This window comes from Mesorhizobium sp. M4A.F.Ca.ET.090.04.2.1 (genome assembly GCF_003999085.1).
In the GTDB taxonomy this organism is placed as follows: Bacteria; Pseudomonadota; Alphaproteobacteria; order Rhizobiales; family Rhizobiaceae; genus Mesorhizobium.
In genome coordinates this window covers 1-18,151 of sequence record NZ_RZOT01000040.1, presented here as the reverse complement: position 1 = coordinate 18,151, position 18,151 = coordinate 1, and the positions used below count along the sequence as shown (strand labels likewise).

22 protein-coding genes are annotated in these 18,151 nt (G+C 64.5%); 7 read left to right on the top strand and 15 right to left on the bottom strand.

What is annotated here, in order from left to right; all coding sequences use genetic code 11:
- The 3 genes from EN781_RS05245 to ykgO all read right to left on the bottom strand — a co-directional run.
- A partial coding sequence (locus EN781_RS05245) for an alpha/beta hydrolase (protein ID WP_145965448.1) occupies nucleotides 1-864 on the bottom strand: 864 nt, incomplete at its 3' end.
- A gap of 142 nt (nucleotides 865-1,006) precedes the next feature.
- Entirely contained in the window at nucleotides 1,007-1,618 is a 612-nt protein-coding gene (locus EN781_RS05240) for a hypothetical protein (RefSeq protein ID WP_126057923.1), read from the bottom strand.
- A 164-nt stretch (nucleotides 1,619-1,782) separates the two neighbouring features.
- Nucleotides 1,783-1,908 carry a type B 50S ribosomal protein L36 gene (gene ykgO, locus EN781_RS05235; RefSeq protein ID WP_040974291.1) on the bottom strand — a complete coding sequence of 42 codons (126 nt, stop codon included), beginning with the start codon at nucleotides 1,906-1,908 and terminating at the stop codon, nucleotides 1,783-1,785.
- 244 nt (nucleotides 1,909-2,152) lie between these two features.
- On the opposite strand from ykgO, the gene EN781_RS05230 reads away from it, so the two are divergent.
- A complete protein-coding gene (locus tag EN781_RS05230; protein WP_126057924.1) occupies nucleotides 2,153-2,575 on the top strand; it encodes a lysozyme inhibitor LprI family protein in 423 nt (140 codons plus the stop codon).
- Nucleotides 2,576-2,611: 36 nt separating this feature from the next.
- Here EN781_RS05230 and EN781_RS05225 read toward each other — a convergent pair whose 3' ends face one another.
- From EN781_RS05225 to EN781_RS05190, 8 genes are all read right to left on the bottom strand, one after another.
- Entirely contained in the window at nucleotides 2,612-3,688 is a 1,077-nt protein-coding gene (locus tag EN781_RS05225) for a 5-(carboxyamino)imidazole ribonucleotide synthase (protein WP_127399835.1), read from the bottom strand.
- Nucleotides 3,685-4,182, bottom strand: coding sequence for a 5-(carboxyamino)imidazole ribonucleotide mutase (gene purE / locus EN781_RS05220; RefSeq protein ID WP_127399834.1), 498 nt, complete (start codon nucleotides 4,180-4,182; stop codon nucleotides 3,685-3,687). The genes EN781_RS05225 and purE overlap by 4 nt, the downstream gene beginning before the upstream one ends.
- Nucleotides 4,183-4,274: 92 nt before the next feature.
- Nucleotides 4,275-5,450, bottom strand: a complete 1,176-nt coding sequence (locus EN781_RS05215) for an aminotransferase class V-fold PLP-dependent enzyme (RefSeq protein ID WP_245455773.1) — start codon at nucleotides 5,448-5,450, stop codon at nucleotides 4,275-4,277.
- Nucleotides 5,451-5,491: 41 nt separating this feature from the next.
- Nucleotides 5,492-5,953, bottom strand: a complete 462-nt coding sequence (locus EN781_RS05210) for a RidA family protein (protein WP_126057928.1) — start codon at nucleotides 5,951-5,953, stop codon at nucleotides 5,492-5,494.
- Nucleotides 5,954-6,046: 93 nt separating this feature from the next.
- Nucleotides 6,047-6,841: an amino acid ABC transporter ATP-binding protein gene (locus EN781_RS05205; protein WP_126059334.1), complete on the bottom strand. Its 795-nt coding sequence runs from the start codon at nucleotides 6,839-6,841 to the stop codon at nucleotides 6,047-6,049.
- 4 nt (nucleotides 6,842-6,845) lie between these two features.
- Nucleotides 6,846-7,496 carry an amino acid ABC transporter permease gene (locus EN781_RS05200; protein ID WP_126057929.1) on the bottom strand — a complete coding sequence of 217 codons (651 nt, stop codon included), beginning with the start codon at nucleotides 7,494-7,496 and terminating at the stop codon, nucleotides 6,846-6,848.
- A gap of 1 nt (nucleotide 7,497) precedes the next feature.
- The gene (locus tag EN781_RS05195; protein ID WP_126057930.1) at nucleotides 7,498-8,163 is read right to left on the bottom strand and encodes an amino acid ABC transporter permease; all 666 of its coding nucleotides are present in this window, start codon (nucleotides 8,161-8,163) and stop codon (nucleotides 7,498-7,500) included.
- Between the two features lie 97 nt (nucleotides 8,164-8,260).
- Nucleotides 8,261-9,142: a transporter substrate-binding domain-containing protein gene (locus EN781_RS05190; RefSeq protein WP_126057931.1), complete on the bottom strand. Its 882-nt coding sequence runs from the start codon at nucleotides 9,140-9,142 to the stop codon at nucleotides 8,261-8,263.
- A 136-nt stretch (nucleotides 9,143-9,278) separates the two neighbouring features.
- Between EN781_RS05190 and EN781_RS05185 the strand changes: the two genes are divergently transcribed.
- Nucleotides 9,279-10,049 carry an IclR family transcriptional regulator gene (locus EN781_RS05185; protein WP_245492545.1) on the top strand — a complete coding sequence of 257 codons (771 nt, stop codon included), beginning with the start codon at nucleotides 9,279-9,281 and terminating at the stop codon, nucleotides 10,047-10,049.
- 30 nt (nucleotides 10,050-10,079) lie between these two features.
- Here EN781_RS05185 and EN781_RS05180 read toward each other — a convergent pair whose 3' ends face one another.
- Nucleotides 10,080-10,283: a YdcH family protein gene (locus EN781_RS05180; protein WP_126057933.1), complete on the bottom strand. Its 204-nt coding sequence runs from the start codon at nucleotides 10,281-10,283 to the stop codon at nucleotides 10,080-10,082.
- A 241-nt stretch (nucleotides 10,284-10,524) separates the two neighbouring features.
- Here EN781_RS05180 and EN781_RS05175 point away from each other — a divergent pair, with 241 nt between their 5' ends.
- The 4 genes from EN781_RS05175 to EN781_RS05160 all read left to right on the top strand — a co-directional run bounded on the left by EN781_RS05175 (nucleotide 10,525) and on the right by EN781_RS05160 (nucleotide 13,430).
- Nucleotides 10,525-10,704, top strand: a complete 180-nt coding sequence (locus EN781_RS05175) for a YdcH family protein (RefSeq protein WP_126057934.1) — start codon at nucleotides 10,525-10,527, stop codon at nucleotides 10,702-10,704.
- A gap of 335 nt (nucleotides 10,705-11,039) precedes the next feature.
- On the top strand, nucleotides 11,040-12,290 hold the full coding sequence (gene ispG / locus EN781_RS05170) for a flavodoxin-dependent (E)-4-hydroxy-3-methylbut-2-enyl-diphosphate synthase (RefSeq protein WP_126057935.1): 1,251 nt from the start codon (nucleotides 11,040-11,042) through the stop codon (nucleotides 12,288-12,290).
- A 5-nt stretch (nucleotides 12,291-12,295) separates the two neighbouring features.
- On the top strand, nucleotides 12,296-13,150 hold the full coding sequence (locus EN781_RS05165; RefSeq protein WP_126057936.1) for a lytic transglycosylase domain-containing protein: 855 nt from the start codon (nucleotides 12,296-12,298) through the stop codon (nucleotides 13,148-13,150).
- A gap of 25 nt (nucleotides 13,151-13,175) precedes the next feature.
- Nucleotides 13,176-13,430, top strand: a complete 255-nt coding sequence (locus EN781_RS05160) for a hypothetical protein (RefSeq protein WP_245455352.1) — start codon at nucleotides 13,176-13,178, stop codon at nucleotides 13,428-13,430.
- Nucleotides 13,431-13,451: 21 nt separating this feature from the next.
- Here EN781_RS05160 and EN781_RS05155 read toward each other — a convergent pair whose 3' ends face one another.
- Nucleotides 13,452-15,788, bottom strand: coding sequence for a response regulator (locus EN781_RS05155; RefSeq protein ID WP_126057937.1), 2,337 nt, complete (start codon nucleotides 15,786-15,788; stop codon nucleotides 13,452-13,454).
- A gap of 72 nt (nucleotides 15,789-15,860) precedes the next feature.
- On the opposite strand from EN781_RS05155, the gene EN781_RS05150 reads away from it, so the two are divergent.
- Nucleotides 15,861-16,424, top strand: coding sequence for a hypothetical protein (locus EN781_RS05150; protein ID WP_127399833.1), 564 nt, complete (start codon nucleotides 15,861-15,863; stop codon nucleotides 16,422-16,424).
- 11 nt (nucleotides 16,425-16,435) lie between these two features.
- On the opposite strand, the gene EN781_RS05145 is transcribed toward EN781_RS05150, so the two are convergent.
- Nucleotides 16,436-17,452 carry a zinc-dependent alcohol dehydrogenase family protein gene (locus EN781_RS05145; RefSeq protein WP_126057939.1) on the bottom strand — a complete coding sequence of 339 codons (1,017 nt, stop codon included), beginning with the start codon at nucleotides 17,450-17,452 and terminating at the stop codon, nucleotides 16,436-16,438.
- A 30-nt stretch (nucleotides 17,453-17,482) separates the two neighbouring features.
- Nucleotides 17,483-17,878 carry a cupin domain-containing protein gene (locus EN781_RS05140; protein ID WP_126057940.1) on the bottom strand — a complete coding sequence of 132 codons (396 nt, stop codon included), beginning with the start codon at nucleotides 17,876-17,878 and terminating at the stop codon, nucleotides 17,483-17,485.
- Nucleotides 17,879-18,151 lie beyond the last annotated feature (273 nt).

The following is an 18,151-nucleotide window of genomic DNA, read 5'->3' as shown; positions in this document are numbered from 1 at the left end:
GACTAGCTCAGCGCCGGGGATATCGCGGGCAAGGCCGGTCGAATGGATGGTCGCGTAGACGACCTTATCGCGATCGCCGGAAATGATCACGGTCGGCGCCTTGATGTCGCGGTAGTGCGTCGAGGCATCGCGCGCGTAGCTGTAGAGCCCCGCCACGTCGGCGGCGTTGGCGCGAAAGGCGCCAGGCCGCAGAACAAGCGGGATCGAGGCGGCGGCGACGTAGCCGTCCGGCACCTTGTTGGGGGCAAAGACGCAGGCGGTGGCGGCATCGATGCGCAACGCTCCCGCTGGATAGGCCAGTGTCTCGGAAAACAGCGGACCGATCAGGGGAATGGCTGTCAGATTGTAGTACCAGGCAGTCGCGCCGCCTGGCCAAGGATGGCTGGCCGGCGACAGGAAGACGAGGCCCTGCGTCTTGTCCGGATGCTTGCGGGCAAAGGCGGTGGCGACCGCGCCGCCGAAGGAATGGCCGACGATGATCGCCGTCTTCATGCCAAGGCGATCCATCAGCGCAGCGATGGTGTTGGCCTGCGCGGGCAAGGTCTCATTGTCGCCGCGTCCGGACCAGCCGAATCCGGGCCGATCCAGGAACAGCATCTCGGCGCGGCCTTCGAGCAGCGGCCGCAGGGGCAGCATCTGATCCTTGAGATTGGCGCTGGCGCCGTGGAGGAAGACGATCGGCGGCAACTCCGGGTTCGCCGGCGCCGGGACATGGACATAGTGGATGCGCGCGCCGCCGATGTCGGCGAAGTCGCCGACAGGCAGATTGCGGCGCTCGATCAGCCAGTGACCTGCTCGGGTGACTCCGGCAAAGGCGAAGAGGAGCGCGAGGAAGAAGGCAAACACAGCGTAGACGAGGTTCATAATGGAGAATACGGAACGGAGCGGAAATAGTTCTAGGGTAGGGCAGTAGGGCAGTAGGGCAGTAGGGCAGTAGGGCAGTAGGGCAGTAGGGCGAGCCACTCGAGGCACTTCACATATTGCCCTACTGCCTTATTCCCCTAAATCAAATGCCTTCGCCGGCAAGCTCCTCCGACAGCGTCGAGACCTGGTCCTGGGCGCTGCGCATCATCGGGTAGATGGCGAGCACCTTCTGCCAGGCTTCAAGGGCCGACTGCTTGTGGCCGGTCTCGGCCATGATCTGCGCCAGGCCGGACAGAGCGCCGAAATGGCGCGGCTCAAGGTGCAGCGTGTGGTCGATGTCCGACATCGACTTACCGTAGTTCTTCATCATGAAATGCACAGTGGCGCGGCGGTTCCAGCCTTCAGCATACGTCGGCTGCAAGGTCACCACCTGGTCGAGGAAATCGAGCGCGACGTCGTATTTCTGGTTTTCCATCGCCTTTTGCGACCATTGCATCATCAGGTCGATCGAGGCGCTGCCGGACTGGGCCCATTCGCTCCAGATACGCTGGGCTATGCGCGTCGCGGCCTTTTCGTTGCGCTCGCGCTTCAGGTCGGTGAATAGCTGGTCGAGGCGGGCCTGGCTGGTCGTGGCGACGGGGGGAGCGACCGGATCATCCGCCCAGGCCAGCAAGACAGTGAGCGGCAAGAGGGCGGCCGGCAGGACCGCGCCGGACAGGCAAAGGGTCGCGAGAAAAGCAAGACGAATCCGCATCGCCGGAATCTAGTCCCGGTCGGCGGATCGTCAAAGTGATTTTAGCGTGAAGGAGCCGGCAGGCCGGCGACAAACATCGGGCGCGGTGTGGTCTCTTTTGCATGTCGTTGTCCCAAAACCGCTTCGGCACTTTTGGGCGACATGCGCTGAGCCGCGCACAAGGCTCAGCCCTGACGCGCCTTGTAACGCGGGGCGGTCTTGTTGATGATGTAGATGCGGCCCTTGCGACGAACCAGTCGGTTGTCACGGTGACGGGCCTTCAGCGCCTTGAGCGAATTCTTGATCTTCATGGTCTTGCCTGTTCGGTCAGGGCCCGCTGCCGGGCCGAATTTTAAAGGCGCGCCCGAAAAAGCGCGCCTTTGAACTTGCGTGGCTCATAAACGAGGAGGCTTGCCCGTGTCAACCGCAAGCATGCTTTATGGCGTGCGCAAATGCCTGGCAATCAAATGTTCGCCATCTCCGCTCTGTGGCATTGCGCGGCCGGGATCGGGCTGGAATGGTGCCGTCGGCCCGCGAGATGATTTGGAGACGCTGATGCGCCCGATGTTTCTGTTCGCCTGTCTTGCCGTGCTGGCGGCGGCCCCGGCCGCGCGGGCGCAGGAATGCGACCGCAACGACGACAGCCAGCAGATGATGAATATCTGCGCCGATGCCGACTACCAGGCCGCCGACGCCAAGCTCAATGCAACCTACAAGGGTCTTGTCGGCGATGGCGACGAGAAGTCCAACAAAATGCTGCAGGCGGCGCAGCGCGCCTGGATCACGTTCCGCGACGCGGAATGCGCCTATTCCGCGGCGGACAGCGAGGGCGGCTCCATCCATCCGATGGAGGTCTCGCAGTGCCTGACGGAGCTGACCAACGAGCGCGTCAAACAGCTCACTTCCGGCCGCAACTGCCAGGAAGGCGATGCAAGCTGCGCCAGCCCAGACGAGGACGAAGATCAGGATATGCAGTAAGCCGGCCGTTGTCGGCAACCGGCTTCCAGATCATGCTCAACTTCGACGGCTGACGCGGGTGAAATGACCCATCTTGCGGCCGGGGCGCGATTCGGCCTTGCCGTAGAGATGCAACATCAGGTCGGGCTCGGCGAGCAGGGCCGGAACGCGTTTGATGTCGTCGCCGATCAGGTTTTCCATCACGCAGTCCGAGTGGCGGCCGGGCGTGCCCAGCGGCAGGCCGGCGACGGCGCGGATATGCTGCTCGAACTGGGAGACCGTCGCGGCGGCCTCCGTCCAGTGGCCGGAATTATGGACGCGCGGCGCCATCTCGTTGGCGAGCAGCGAGCCGTCGGCAAGTACGAAGAACTCGACGCCGATGACGCCGACATAATCGAGCGCGGCCAATATCTTTGCCGCCGCGGCCTGCGCCGCCGCCGCCGTCTGATGGCTGATTCTTGCCGGTAGGGTCGACGTGTGCAGGATGCCGTCGCGATGGACATTCTCGGCCGGATCGAAGGCGGCGATGCTCCCGTCAGGACCACGCGCGGCGATCACCGAGATCTCGCGCTCGAAGGCGACGAAGGATTCGAGGATCAGCGGCACGTTGCCCATCGCCTCGCAGGTGCCGGAAAAGCCACCGGTGTCCATATTGCGGAAGACGCGCTGGCCCTTGCCGTCATAGCCCAGGCGCCTGGTCTTCAGGATGCCGCTGCCGCCGAATTCCTTCAGCGCCGCCGTCAGTTCGGCGTCATTGTCGATTGCGCGAAACTCGGCCGTGGCAATGCCGATGCCGTTAAGGAATTTTTTCTCGGCCAGCCGGTCCTGCGCCACTTCGAGGGCGCGCGCCGGCGGGTAGACCGGCACCTTGGCGGCCAGCGTGCTGGCGGCGGCCACCGGCACGTTCTCGAATTCGTAGGTGACGACGGCGCTGGCCGCGGCGAGTTCGGCGAGGGCCGCGGCATCGTCATAGGCGGCTGTTATCTGGCGGTTGGCGACCTGGGCCGCCGGGCAATCGGCCTGCGGTTCGAGCACCGCCGTACGATAGCCGAGACGGGCCGCGGCCATCGCCAGCATGCGGCCGAGCTGGCCGCCGCCGATGATGCCGATGGTCGATCCCGCCGGCAGGCTCATGGCGCGTCCGTCGGTTCGGCGGCAACCTTGGCGGTCTGGGCGGCGCGCCAGGCGTCCAGCCGGGCGGCCAGCCGGTCGTCGTTTAGCGCCAGCACGGCGGGGGCCAGCAGCGCCGCGTTCGCGGCACCCGCCTTGCCGATGGCCAGCGTGCCGACCGGAATGCCGGCCGGCATCTGGACGATGGAGAGCAGCGAATCCTGGCCCGACAGCGCCTTCGATTCCACCGGCACGCCGAAGACCGGAAGCGGCGTCATCGCCGCCGTCATGCCGGGCAGGTGCGCGGCGCCGCCGGCGCCGGCGATGATAACCTTGTAGCCGGCCGCCTTGGCGCTCTTGGCGAAATCATAGAGCCGGTCGGGGGTGCGGTGGGCCGAGACGATCAGCCGCTTGTGCGGGATGCCCAGCGCGTCCAGTGTTTCCGCTGCATGACGCATCGTCGCCCAGTCGGACTGGCTGCCCATGATGATGGCGACGTCGGCACGCTGATCGGTCAAAGTTTTCGCTCCCGGCGGCAAAGGCGCGCCTTAGCGGAATTCGCCAATCGCCGCAAGGATTGTCGCCGCAGCAAGGCCGCGGCCACGGGAGCCTAGTCCGGCCAGCGCAGCGATCCGGCTGAATCCTTGCGCGCCGCTTTCATCGCGTCGGCCGGGCGGTCATTCGCGGCCAGCACGGCGCGCAGGCGCTCGGCGACGATCTCGGCCTCGCCGGGATGGAGATTGCACGGATCGAGGAAGAAGTGGCCGCGCTCGACCTCGTGGTTGCGCACGATGATCGGCGGCAAGCCGGCGGCCAGCGCCGAGGCGAGGCCGGCGGCGGTGAAGCGGCTTTCGGGCGCGACGAATATTTGCAGGCGGTCGAGCGGATTGGCAGTCGGATCGGGAATGATGCGCGCGGCGATGCCGGGTAGACCCTGCAGCGCGTCCTTCCACAGATTGAGCGCCGCTTCCTCGCGCCGACGTATGCCGGCATGGTCGCGCTTCTCCCAGGCTTCCAGCGCCGCCATCGTGCCGGCGATGCTCTCCTTGCCGACCTTCATGGCTCGCGCAACACCGCGGTTCTGCAAATAGGCCGTGCGCACCAGATTCTTGCGGCCGGTGACGATGCCGCTGGTCGGGCCCGAGAGGAATTTGTGACCGCTGTAAACGACGATGTCGGCGCCACGCGCCAGGAAGCTGCGCAGATCGTATTCGGAAGCGGCGTCCACGATCACCGGCACGCCCTTGGCGTGGCAGATATCGCAGAACTCCTCCAGCGACAGCATGCCGTACTGCACGGTGTGATGGGCGACGACGTAGAGGGCGGCCGCCGTGCGCTCGTTGATCGCCTCGCGCACATGATAGTCCTGCGTGACGCTGACGGTGCCCGCCGGGACGACCCTTGCGCCGGCCACCCGGATCGACTGGTCGATCGGCGCGCCGTAGTTGACGATGTGGCCGAGCTGGATAACGACCTCCGACTTGAGGCCCTCGGTGTCGTCGGGCAGCCGCTCGATCGCCAGAAGGTTGGTGCCGGTCATCGCGCCGGCGATCGCCATTGTGATGCCTGAGGCGCAGCAGGCGGTGATGAAGCCGGCTTCGCCGCCGGTCAGCCGCGTGATGACCGTGCTGGCAGCGCGCTGCAGGTCGTCCATCTCCACCCATTGCGAGGCGATCTCGGCCATCGCGGCGATCGCTTCCGGAACGATGATCGAGGCGCCGAGCGTCGTCATCGTGCCGGAGACGTTGATGATCGGGCGCAGGCCGAGACGTTCGCGGATTGTCATGTTGGAGATCGTCATCTCTGGAATCCCATCTTGAAAAGACCTCAGGCGGCGATTTCGACCACCGCCTCGATTTCGACCGTGATGTTGCCCGGCAGCGAGCCGACGCCGATCGCCGAGCGCGCGTGCCCGCCGATCCTATCAAAGACGTTGGCGAAAAGATCGGAGCAGCCATTCACCACCTTCGGGTGGTCGCTAAAGGTCGGCGTGGCGTTGACGAAGCCGAGCAGCTTGACGACGCGCACGATGCGGCCGAGGTCGCCGGCGGCCGCATGCATGACAGCCAGCAGGTTAAGCCCGGTGAGGCGGGCATGCTGATAGGCCTCCTCGACGGTGACATCCTCGCCGACCTTGCCGGTGCAGAGCGTACCGTCGGACCGCAGGGGCCCCTGTCCGGAAAGGAAGATCAGCCGGCCGGCCTCGGCATGGGTGACGAAGTTGGCGATGGGCGTCGGCGGCTCGGGCAGCTGGAGGCCGAGTTCGGCGAGCCGGATGTAAGGCGTCATGTATTCTCCTTGCGGCGGCTCTTTGTTCTACGCAACTCCAGACGGAAAACCGCTTACACTTTTCCTGGAGTTGCTTTGGGTCGCTGCCCGATGTCAGAACTGCGAGGCGCGGAAGCGCGCCAGGAAGCTGCGGAGGCGCTCGTTGGAGGTCTCCGCCGCCAGGATCTCCTTCGGCGGGCCAACGGCGCTGACACCGCCATCGGCCATGAAGACGATGCGGCTCGAAGCGTCGCGGGCGAAGGCCATCTCATGCGTCACCATCAGCATGGTCATGCCGTCCTCGGCGAGCCTGCGCACGACGGCCAGCACTTCGCCGACCAGCTCCGGATCGAGCGCCGAGGTGATCTCGTCGAGAAGCAGGATCTTCGGATCCATCGCCACGGCGCGCGCAATGCCAACGCGCTGCTGCTGGCCGCCGGACAGTTCGGCCGGCAGGCTGTCGGCCTTGTGGGCGAGACCGACGCGGCCGAGCCAGTGCTCGGCAATGGTGCGCGCCTCGGCTTCGCTCTTCTTCCGCACTTTGGTGAGGCCGAGCATGATGTTGCCGGCCGCCGTCAGATGCGGGAACAGGTTGAAGCTCTGGAACACCATGCCGGTCTCGGCGCGCATGGCGGCGAGATCGCGCTCGCCGCGGCGCTGGCGCGTTCCAGTTTCGCGGTAGCCAACCTCTCTGCCGTCAATACGGATCGAGCCGCTGTCGTAGCTTTCGAGGAAGTTGACGCAGCGCAGCAGAGTGGTCTTGCCGCTGCCGGAGGGCCCGACGATGGTCACCACTTCGCCGCGCGCGACCTCGAGGCTGACGGAGCGGAGCACTTCGACGGGACCGAAGGCCTTGGAGACATCGCGGACTTCGAGCAGCGCGGGACTGGCGTTCGAGGCGTCGGACATCATGCTATTCCCTAATGAAGGAGAAGCGCCGTTCCAGCCGCCGGCTGGCGAGCGAAAGGGCGTAGTTGACCGCGAAGTAGACCAGCGCGCCGAGGATATAGAGCGGCATCGCTTCATAGGTGCGGCCGATGACCTGGTTGATCGCCTGCATCAGGTCGGTGATGCCGAGCAGCGAGACCAGCGCGCTGCCCTTGACCGCGTCGGTGACGCCATTGATCCAGGGCGGCAGGAAGCGCCTGAAGGCCTGCGGAAAGATGACGTAGGTCAGCTGCTGGCGGAAGGTCAGCCCGATCGCCATCGCCGCTTCGGACTGGCCCTTGGGGATTGAGGCGACGGCGCCGCGCAGATATTCGACGACCTGCGCCGTCTTGAACAGCGTGAGCGCCAGCACCGCGGCCCAGAAGGACTGCAGGTGAAGCCCGATCGCGGGCAGGCCGTAATAGACAAAGAACATCAACACCAAAATCGGGATGCCGCGGATGGTGTCGCTGAAGATGCGCACCGCCCAGCGCAGCGGGGCGGGGCCATAGACCAGGCCGACGCCGAGCGCGACACCGGCGATAAGCGAAAGCACCACGACCAGCAGCGACACCCACAGGGTGATGGCGAAGCCCTGGGCGAGGAACGGCACGGCGTAGAGGATCTGGCTCAGCATGTCAGCGTGCCGCCCTGAACCGGCGCTCGACGAGCCTGAGCGCGAAAAGCAGCGCATAGCCGGTCACCAGATACATGGCCGTGGTGACCAGGTAGACCTCGACGATGCGGAAGGTGTTGAAGTTGATCCACTGGGCGCCGTAGGTGAGCTCGGGCACCGAGATGACCGAGGCGATCGAGGTGTCCTTGAACAGCGAGATGAAGGTGTTGGAGAGCGCCGGCAGCGTGATGCGCAGCATCGTCGGCAGACGCACATGCAGCAGCCGCTGCCATGGGGTCAGGCCGATCGCCTTGCCGGCATCGAGTTGGCCGCGCGGCACGGCCTCGAGGCCGGAACGGAAGACTTCGACCAGGTAGGCGCCGCTATAGACCGACAGTGTCAGGACAAACGAGGTCGGCGCGCTGTAGGCGATATCGATCACAGTCGGCAGACCGTAGAAGACCAGATAGACCAGCAGGATCAGCGGCACGTTGCGGATGAACTCGACATAGGCGGCGATGATCGCCCGCACCGTGCGTCCGGCCGAAACGTACCAGACCGCCAGCACCAGCCCGATGACGATGCCGATGGCGATCGAGATGACGGCAAGCTCGAGACTGAGCAGCAGCCCGCCCCACAGCTTGTCGAAATGGCGCCAGATCAGGTTGAAATTGAGCGCGTAGCCCATATGCGTTGGCCTCAAAATATCCGGCGCGGCGCGAAGAGGCCGCGCCGCGCTGGGAGGGGATGGAAGGGTGCCGGAAACACCCTTTCCCCGAACGGCATCAGATGACCGGGAAGCCCGGATGACGCGCCGGCGGCTCCAGCCCGAAATAGTCCTTGAAGGCGGCGTCGTAGAGCGCCGTTTCGTGGCCGAACATGGCGATGGTGAAGGTCTGGTTGACAAAGGTCAGCCAGTCGAGATCGCCCTGCCGAAGCGCGGCGCCGTAGAGCATCGAGTACCAGCTCTTGCCGGCGTCGAAGTATTTGTCGGGATTGCGCGAGGCGAGCCAGCGCACAGTCGAGAGATCGACGGCGGCGGCGTCGACGCGCTTGGATTCCAGCGCCTGCAGCACGTTGGCCTGAGTGTCGATCTGCATCACCTGAGCCTGCGGCAGGGCGAAACGGACCGAGGTTTCGGCATCGACGTTCTGCAGGATCGAGACGCGGGTCGCCGAACCGGCGGCAAGCAATTTGTCGAAGGTCTTGTTTTCGGCTCCCGGCAAGGTCAGCAGGGCGACGCCTTCGACATAGTAGGGCCGCGAGAAGTTGATCAACTGCGAACGCTGGGCCGTCATGGTCATGAACTGGATGGTGATGTCCACCTTGTTGGTGGTAACGTTCGGAATGCGCTGCGCCGGGTCCTGCATGACGAACTCGACCTTGGTCGGATCGTCGAACAGGCCCTTGGCCAGGATCCGGCCCATGGTGATGTCCATGCCGACAAGCTCGCCGGCATCGTTCTCGAAATGCCAGGGCGCGTTGGTGCTGCCGGTGCCGACGATCAGCTTGCCGCGATCGAGCACCGTACGCAGCAAGCTGTCCGGCGCTGCCTGCGCGGCCGCCTTTTTCGCATCGACCGTCGCCGCCACGCTCATCACGCCGGCCGTTGCCAGTCCAGCCATTCCCAGTTTCAGAAATTCACGCCTTTTGGATGTGTCGTTCACGGCGACCTCCTTTCGTGTGTTCCCCTTTGCAGATACACGTGCATTCGATTTGATTGTCTCTTACAAAAGACACGTGTATCTTGTACAAGACAGATACTAGCACCGGAAATCAGCAATGCAAGATGGCAATGACGTCATGGATCGGCAGAGTCCGAACGAGGACAAGGTCTCACGCGAGAAAGGCCTCAACCGGGTGCTGGAGATCCTGGAGTACCTGCACACGACACAGCGCGCGATCGGCATCGGCGATCTCGCCAAGGGCGTGAACGCGCCGCGTTCGACCACCTATACGCTGGTGCGCTCGCTGGTCGACGCGGGGCTCCTGGAAATGGCCGGTGACGGCAACCGCGTCTATTTCGGCAAGAAGCTCTATCTCTATGGAATGGACTATGTGCGCGGCAACGACCTGCTGCGGAGGGGCCGCCAGGAGGTCGACAACCTGTCACAGGAGACGGGCGAGACATCCGAATTGTGCATGCTGCAGAGCGGCCGCTACACGATCATCCATTCCAGTCCCGGCACGAGGCCGTTCCGCATCAGCTCGGCCACCGGCCTGCAGATACCGCTCCCCTGGACCGCTTCCGGCAGGCTGCTGCTTGCGGGCTTCGAACGGGGCCGGATCGAAGCCATGATTACCGAGGGCGACCTCATTCTGCCGGACGGCCGCAAGCTCGAACTCGACGATTTCATCGACGACATCGGCAAGGCACGGGCCACGGGCTATTGCGTGACCTCAGGGCTCGTCGACGCCTACACCAAATGCCTGGCCGCGCCGGTTTTTTCGGCGCCGGGCAAGGTCGAGGCAACGATGTGCCTGGTCGTTCCGATAGACACATCCGAGGAGCGGACAGGCGAACTCATCGCCCTTCTGCGTGAGCGCGCGGCACGGCTGTCGATCGCGGCGTGAGCCGATCGGGCCGCGAGGCCCGGCCATCGGTCAGGCGATGATGTCGGGGATGATGCGATCTTCCAGCGCCATCAGCCGGTCCTTGAGGAAGAGTTTCTTCTTCTTCATGCGCTGAATCTGCAGGGGGTCGCAGCCGGTTGCGATCATCGCATTGATGGCGGCGTCGAAATCGGCGTGTTCCTGCTTCAGGCGGGAAAATTCGAGCCGGATCTCGGCCTGTTCCTGTTCGGACATTCTCTACCGTCTGCACGTCTGCGGCGCCCAAGAGATGGGCCTGATTGGGCGGGGCCGGTGGGGTTTTGCAACCGGCGCGCCGCTCATATCACATTTCACATTGTCGTGGAATGCTACCACAGGGTATTCGACATCGGGATTGGTTGGTGGCAAAGTGTCATCGTGCTGTCACAGATGCGGACTGGCGGTGGGCGCATTTTGGCGGCTGCAATCGAGGAAACCATGAAAGGGAGAACCAATCATGTCTCTTGCATCCCATCTTGATGAGTTGCAGCGGAAACACGGTGACATCGAACGCGAGCTCACCGATGCGATGAACCATCCATCGGTCGACGACCTCGAAATCGTGAATCTCAAGCGGCGCAAGCTGGCAATCAAGGACGAGATTGAAAAGCTGAAGGCGAAACCGACGACGCACTGACGCTCCTCTAACAAAAGCCGCGCCGCCTTCGGCGCGCGATCATCTTTCCGGTGGCAGTCCTGTCACCGGAGATGTTCTGTTTTTTGTCCCGACAGACGATCCGGTCGCTTCAGGCATGCGAATTGCGTGCATCGGGCGCCGTCTAGACTGCTCCCGCCATTCATCTCGACATGTGAATTGGCTCAGCAGTCGGCCACGGCGGTGCGCAACGGTCGCATCGCCGCCGCGCCGATTGCGGCTTTTCGCCCACCCATTGCCATTGACAAGCCATCTTTGCTCCTCCACCTCATGCCCGGACCCTTGAGCACGCTATGCTCTGAGCAAAAGGTGCCGGCATGACCGGATATTTTTCTTCCCCCTTCCCGCGCCGCGCATCGGTCGGCGTCGACGTTGGCGGCGTGATCGTCGGCGGCGGCGCGCCTGTCGTCGTGCAGTCGATGACCAACACCGACACTGCCGATGTCGATCAGACGGTCGCCCAGGTCGCGGCGCTGCACCGCGCCGGCTCCGAGATCGTGCGTATCACCGTCGACCGTGACGAAAGCGCCGCCGCCGTACCCGCCATCCGCGACCGGTTGGCGCGGCTCGGCATCAATGTGCCGCTGGTCGGCGATTTCCACTATATCGGCCACAAGCTGCTTGCTGACCATCCGGCCTGCGCCGAGGCGCTGGCGAAATACCGCATCAATCCCGGCAATGTCGGCTTCAAGGACAAGAAGGACCGGCAGTTCGCCGCGATCGTCGAGATGGCGATCAAATACGACAAGCCGGTGCGCATCGGCGTCAACTGGGGCTCGCTCGACCAGGAACTGCTGACGCGGCTGATGGACGAGAACCAGGCGCAAGGCTTTCCGCTCACCGCGCAGGAGGTCACCCGCGAGGCGATCGTGCAGTCGGCGATCCTGTCGGCAGAGATGGCCGAAGAGATTGGCCTTGGCCGCGACAAGATCATCCTGTCGGCCAAGGTGAGCGGCGTACAGGACCTGATCGCCGTCTACACCGAGCTCGCCACCCGCTCCAACCATGCGCTGCATCTCGGCCTCACCGAGGCCGGCATGGGCACGAAGGGCATCGTCGCCTCGTCCGCTGCCATGGGCATCCTGCTGCAGCAAGGCATCGGCGACACGATCCGCATCTCGCTGACGCCGGAGCCGAACGGCGACCGCACGCGCGAGGTGCAGGTGTCGCAGGAACTGCTGCAGACGATGGGCTTCCGCCAGTTCGTGCCGATCGTCGCGGCTTGCCCCGGCTGCGGCCGCACCACCTCGACGGTATTCCAGGAACTCGCCCAGAACATCCAGGCCGATCTCCGCAAGAACATGCCGGTGTGGCGCGAGAAGTATCCAGGGGTCGAGAACCTCAAGGTCGCGGTGATGGGCTGCATCGTCAACGGTCCCGGCGAATCCAAGCATGCCGATATCGGCATATCGCTGCCCGGCACCGGCGAGACGCCGACGGCGCCGGTGTTCGTCGACGGCAAAAAGGCGGCGACCCTGCGCGGTCCTTCGATCGCCCAGGATTTCGAGAAGATGGTCGCCGACTATATCGAGCAGCGCTACGGACGCGGCAAAGCCGCTGCGGAGTAGACCTGATGCGGCGTTTCCTGAGGGCGACGCTGATCCTGTTTTGCGTGGCGGGCTGGGCTGCAACAGCACAAGCCGATCCGCCGCCGTCCGCCAAGCAGCGGCTCATCGGCAAGGTCTGCAATCTGATCGAGGCGCACGCCGTCGGCAACGGCCTGCCTAAGGATTTCTTCGCCCGGCTGATCTGGAAGGAGAGCCGGTTCGATCCCAATGCGGTGAGCCCCGTTGGCGCCGAAGGCATTGCCCAGTTCATGCCGGGTACGGCAAAGATGCGGGGATTGGCCAACCCTTTCGACATCGAGCAGGCTATTCCCGCCTCGGCGAAATACCTTGCCGAAATGAAGGTTAGCTACGGCAATCTCGGCCTGGCGGCCGCCGCCTACAACGCCGGCGAGAACCGCGTGTCGCGCTGGCTCGGCTCCGGCGGCTTCCTGCCGATGGAGACCGAGAGCTACGTCTTCGACGTCATGGGCGAGCCGGTCGACAAATTCTCGGATGCCTCCTATGCCGGCAAGATCGAGCCGCTCGATGCCAACGCAAGCTTCGCCGCCGCCTGCCGCAAGCTGCCGGTGATCATGTCGCAAACCGTTGCCATGGCCTCGATCAACGTCAAGCCCTGGGGCGTGCAGGTGGCCGGCAATTTCCGCCGCAGCGCCGCGGTCAGCCAGTGGCTGAGGGTCAGGAGCCGCTTCCCGGCGCTGCTTTCCAATCACGATCCGGTGGTCAGCCGTGTGCGCACGCCGATCGGCCGGCGCGGCATCTATGCGGTTCGAATCGGCGCCGACAGCCGCGGCGAGGCCAATGGCATCTGCCAGAAACTGCACGGCGTCGGCGGCGCTTGCCTGGTGGTGCGCAACCGTTGACGGGATGGCGGGAGGGCGTTCGCAGATGACAGCCAGGATCGTCCCGCTGAATGAGGTCGGCAGCGCCGGCAAGAGCTCGATCGCCAGGGCATTGCAGGCGACAACGGCCAAGCCCTTCCTGCATGTGCCGATGGACGCCTTCCTGGAAATGCTGCCCGAGGCGCTGCAGGATCATGCGCAAGGCTTCTCCTTCGAGACCAGCTGGCAGGACGGCAAGCCGTCCGTCGCCATCAAGGCCGGCCCATGCGCCGAGCGGACAAAAGCCAAGTTCCAGTTGTAGGACAACGGGCTCGGTCGCGCCTCACGCTGTCTTCACCGCGACCGTCTCGCTGAGCCAGGTGCCGATCTTGCTGCCAAGGCGGTCGGGCGAGATCGGCTTCGCCAGATAATCGTCCATGCCGGCCTCGATGCATTTCTCGCGGTCGCCCTTCAGCGCGTGGGCGGTGACGCCGATGATCGGCGTGTGGCTGCCGTTCTGCCGTTCGATCTGACGGATGGCGCCGGTCGCCTCGTAGCCGTTCATCTCTGGCATCGAGACATCCATCAGGATCAGCCTTGGCCGCAGCGCCCTGTACATCTCCACCGCTGTGCGGCCGTTGCCGGCGATGCGGTAGCTGAGGCCGAGGCCATTTAGGATCTGGCCGAAGACAAGCTGGTTCACGTCATTGTCCTCGGCGATGAGGATGTCGATCGGACCGTTCGGCGCGGCCGCCGGTTCCGGCGCGGGGGGCGCCGGTGTGGCCGGACCGTGAATAACGGTGAAGGCCGGCGCGGGCGCTGCTTTCGGCGCGACTGCCTCACGAACGAAGTGTGCCTTGCCGACCTGGGAACGCGCCTTCTGGATCACCGAGATGACGGTGCCGAGGAGGACGGCCGAGCGCGCCGGCTTGGTCAGATGCGCAGCGATGCCGAAATCGATGACCATCTTGCCGAAATCGACCTGGTCGACCGAGGTCAGGATCACCACCGGAATGGAGGACATGCGGCTGTCGGCGGCAATGGCCTTGGCGACGTCGGCGCCGCTCATGCCCGGCATCTGGTAGTCGAGGATGATGCAGTCGACAGCGGCGCCGAGCTGGCTGGCGCGGTCGAGGAAGGCGAGGCCGACGGCGCCGCTTTCGGCGGCGGCGCAGTCGAAGCTCCAGCTCCGCAACTGTTCCAGCAGGATCTCGCGGTTGACCGGATTGTCGTCGATGACCAGCACGCGCGCGCCGGTGACGTCGACCGGCACGATCTCGTCGCGCGCATCCTGGCTGTGCGCTGGCAGCGGCACGGCGAACCAGAAGACCGAGCCGCGGCCGATCTCGCTCTCGACGCCGATCTTGCCGCCCATCAGATCGACGAGGCGGGCAGCGATCGCCAGGCCAAGGCCGGTGCCCTCGTGGCGGCGCGTCGAGGAGCCGTCGACCTGCGCGAATTTCTCGAACACGCTCTGCAGCTTCTCGGCCGGAATGCCGATGCCGGTATCCTCGACACGAACCTTGAGCTGGACGACGCCGTCCGTCACTTCGCCGCCGACATCGACCAGCACGTGGCCCTTCTCGGTGAACTTCACCGCGTTGCCGACCAAATTGGTGACGATCTGCCTGAAGCGCCCGGCATCGCCGACGACGAAGGACGGCAGCCGCGGATCGACACGCACGATGAGCTCGATGTTCTTCTCTGCGACGCGCGCCGACACCAGCGTCGCCACGTCCTCGACCGCTTCCGACAGACGGAAAGGCGCCGGGTCGAGCATCATCTGGCCGGCGTTGATCTTGGAGAAGTCGAGGATGTCGTTGATGATGGTGAGCAAGGCATTGCCGGATTTGACGATGACGTCGGTGAAGGTCTTCTGACGCGTGGTCAATTCGGTCTTGGCCAGAAGCTCGGCCATGCCGAGCACGCCATTCATCGGCGTGCGGATCTCATGGCTCATATTGGCCAGGAATTCGGACTTGGCGCGGTCGGCGGCCTCGGCCTTGAACAGCGATGCCGCGGTCTCGGCAAAGGCGCGGCGGATCGCCTTTTCCATCGGCCTGAAGACCCAGAAGGCGACGATGCCAAGCACCGCGAACAACAGGCAGCTCGCCCACAGAAGCAGCCTGTCGCCGGCCGCGTCGGCCAGATGACGCTCATTGTCCATGGCGGTGCGGACGCGGACCAGCATCGGCTGCGCAAACAGGTCGTTCTGGTTGCGGATCTCGCGATAGCTCCATTCGTCGACCTTCTGCGCCACCGACATCAGGTTGAAGTTGCGCACCATGTCGCGCGCCGACCAGAACAGGTCGCCGTTCACGGAAGCGGAATCGAGCTCGTTGAGGGTGTTCTTCGACAGGCGCGGCCGCAGGGCGGCGAGCCTGGCGGTGAGGGTCTCGACCTCGCCGGAAAGTCGTTCCGAATGGCCACGTGCCGACGCCACCAGGCCATCGCGCGTCTCGGCGCGCCAGGTGGTGCCGGTGGTCTCGGCGAAATTGGTCGCGTTGCGCAGGTCGCGGCCGAAAATGACCAGATTGCCGCTCAGCGCGTCGACGTCATGACGAAAGGAGTTGACGCGGTTGAGCGCAAACATGACCACGGCGGAGGCCAGCGCGAAGATCAGCAATCCAGACAGATAACGGATCCGGATCGACCGGATGAACGAAGAATATTCCGGCATGCGCAACCCCAACACATACGCATAATTTTAATTGTCGGGATTACGCTTGATTTACATTAAGATTTCGTTCGCGTGGCAGTCGCCGCGCAGTTTGCTGAGAACGTCAAAATGCGGGCATTGCGCTTTTCGGCGATCGGTTTCGCTTCTGTGCTGCTGTCGACCTTCGCCTGGTGGGTCGTCGCCCCAAGTAGCGCGGCGGCAGCCACGACCACGAACCTCCCTGAATTGTGCCGACAGGTGAAGAACGACGACACCATCCGCCCCTATTCGCACGATCTTTACGACGGCACGGCCAAGGCGTTCAAAAGGCTGTTTCCGGACGCCAATGGCGCACCGCAGGAGTCCGAATTGCAGGCACAGGCCAACTATCGCTGCATGAACGGCAAGGTGCTGGTCTGCTTCGTCGGCGCCAACCTGCCTTGCGCCAGGATGAACGCCGCGCGCGACAATCCCGGCGCGGATGAATTCTGCAAGGCCAACCCGAATGACGACGTCGTACCGGCCTTCGTGACCGGCCACGACGCTGTCTATTACTACAAATGCCGGAACGGCAAGGCGGTGATCACCGGCAATCCGTGGCAGCTCGACAAGCGCGGCTTTGCCGTCAAGCTGTGGACCACGCTTCCCGGCAACTGAGGCCGGCTAGACTAGACGGAAAGCATCACCTTGATCGCACGGCGTTCGTCCATGGCGCGGTAGCCTTCGTCGACTTCCGCCAGCGGCAGCTGCAGGTCAAAGACCTTGCCGGGCTTCATCCTGCCCTTGAGCACGCGGTCAATCAGGTCAGGCAGGAAGCGGCGGACGGGCGCCGGGCCGCCCAGCATGCGTTTTTGGCCGAAGAACAGGTTCTGGCCGTCAAAGGTGACGCCATGCGGCACGCCGACATAGCCGATCGTGCCGCCGGGGCGCGAGCAGGCCAGCGCCTGATCGAACGATTCCCGCGTGCCGACGCATTCCAGCACCGAGTCGGCGCCAACGCCTCTGGTGAGTTCCTTGATGCGCGCTACGCCGTCCTCGCCGCGCTCGGCCACGATGTCGGTCGCGCCGAACTCGCGGGCGAGTTTCTGGCGGCTTGCATGGCGGCTCATGGCGATGATGCGCTCCGCCCCCATCTCCTTCGCCGCAAGAACGCCCATCAGGCCGACGGCGCCGTCTCCGACCACGACGACCGTCGATCCTTGCCGCACCTCGGCCGCGTCGGCCGCATACCACCCGGTGCCGAGCACGTCTGACACGGCCAAAAGGTCAGGCACCAGTTCGGCCGGCGGAACCTCGGCGGTAGCCACCAGCGTGCCGTCGGCCAGCGCCACGCGGGCATAAGGCGCCTGCGCGCCGGACATGAACTCGCGCTGTACGCAGGAAGACTGGAAGCCGAAGCGGCAATGCGGGCAGGTGTTGTCGGAGAGGCAGAACGAGCCGACGACGAATTGGCCGGGACGGACCGTGCGCACCTCTGCGCCGACCTCGACGACGATGCCGCAGTACTCGTGGCCCATATGCATCGGGCCGTCCACCGGCTGGAGCCCGCGATAGGGCCACAGATCCGAACCGCAGATGCAGCTCGCCGACAGCTTGATGATGGCGTCCGTCGGCTGAAGGATTTTCGGATCGGCGACCTCCTCGCAGCGGATGTCGCCGGGCTTGTGGAGAACGGTTGCGAGCATGCTTGTTTCCTTTCGTTCAATCGCGGGAGGTCAGGCGCTGTATTCGGCGTCGGTGACGTGTTCCAGCCACTCGACGGCCTTGCCGTCCTTGATCTCCTGGACGGCGATATGGACCATCGCGGTCTGTGGCGAAGCGCCGTGCCAATGTCTTTCGCCGGGAGCGAACCAGACGACATCGCCTGGCCGGATCTCCTCGACCGGGCCACCCTTGCGCTGCACGCGACCAAAGCCGGCAACGACGATCAGCGTCTGTCCCAGCGGATGCGTGTGCCATGCGGTGCGGGCGCCGGGCTCGAAGGTCACCTGTGCGCCCTGCACTCGCGCGGCGTCGAACGGGTTGAAGAGCGGATCGATGCGGACCGTGCCGGTAAACCAGTCCGAGGGACCTTTGCCGGAGGGCCTCGTGCCGGCGCGAATAATGTCCATGGTGATCTCTCGTCTGTGCGTTTTTGATGTGGGCGGCCGCAGGTGAATGCGGGATCTTCGACCCAGTTGGCAGAGCCCGACTGGGGCGCCGGAGAGCCTCCCGCGCCGACTTGCGGGGAAGATATTGCGGTCGACCTCGTTCGAATAGGCGATATAATCCGCATGGACTTATCGATACCTGATATAAATCTGGATCACGAGGCAGCGATGCAACGCGACGGCATGAAGGATCTACTCTGGTTCGTGGCGGTCGCGCGGGAGCGCAGCTTCACC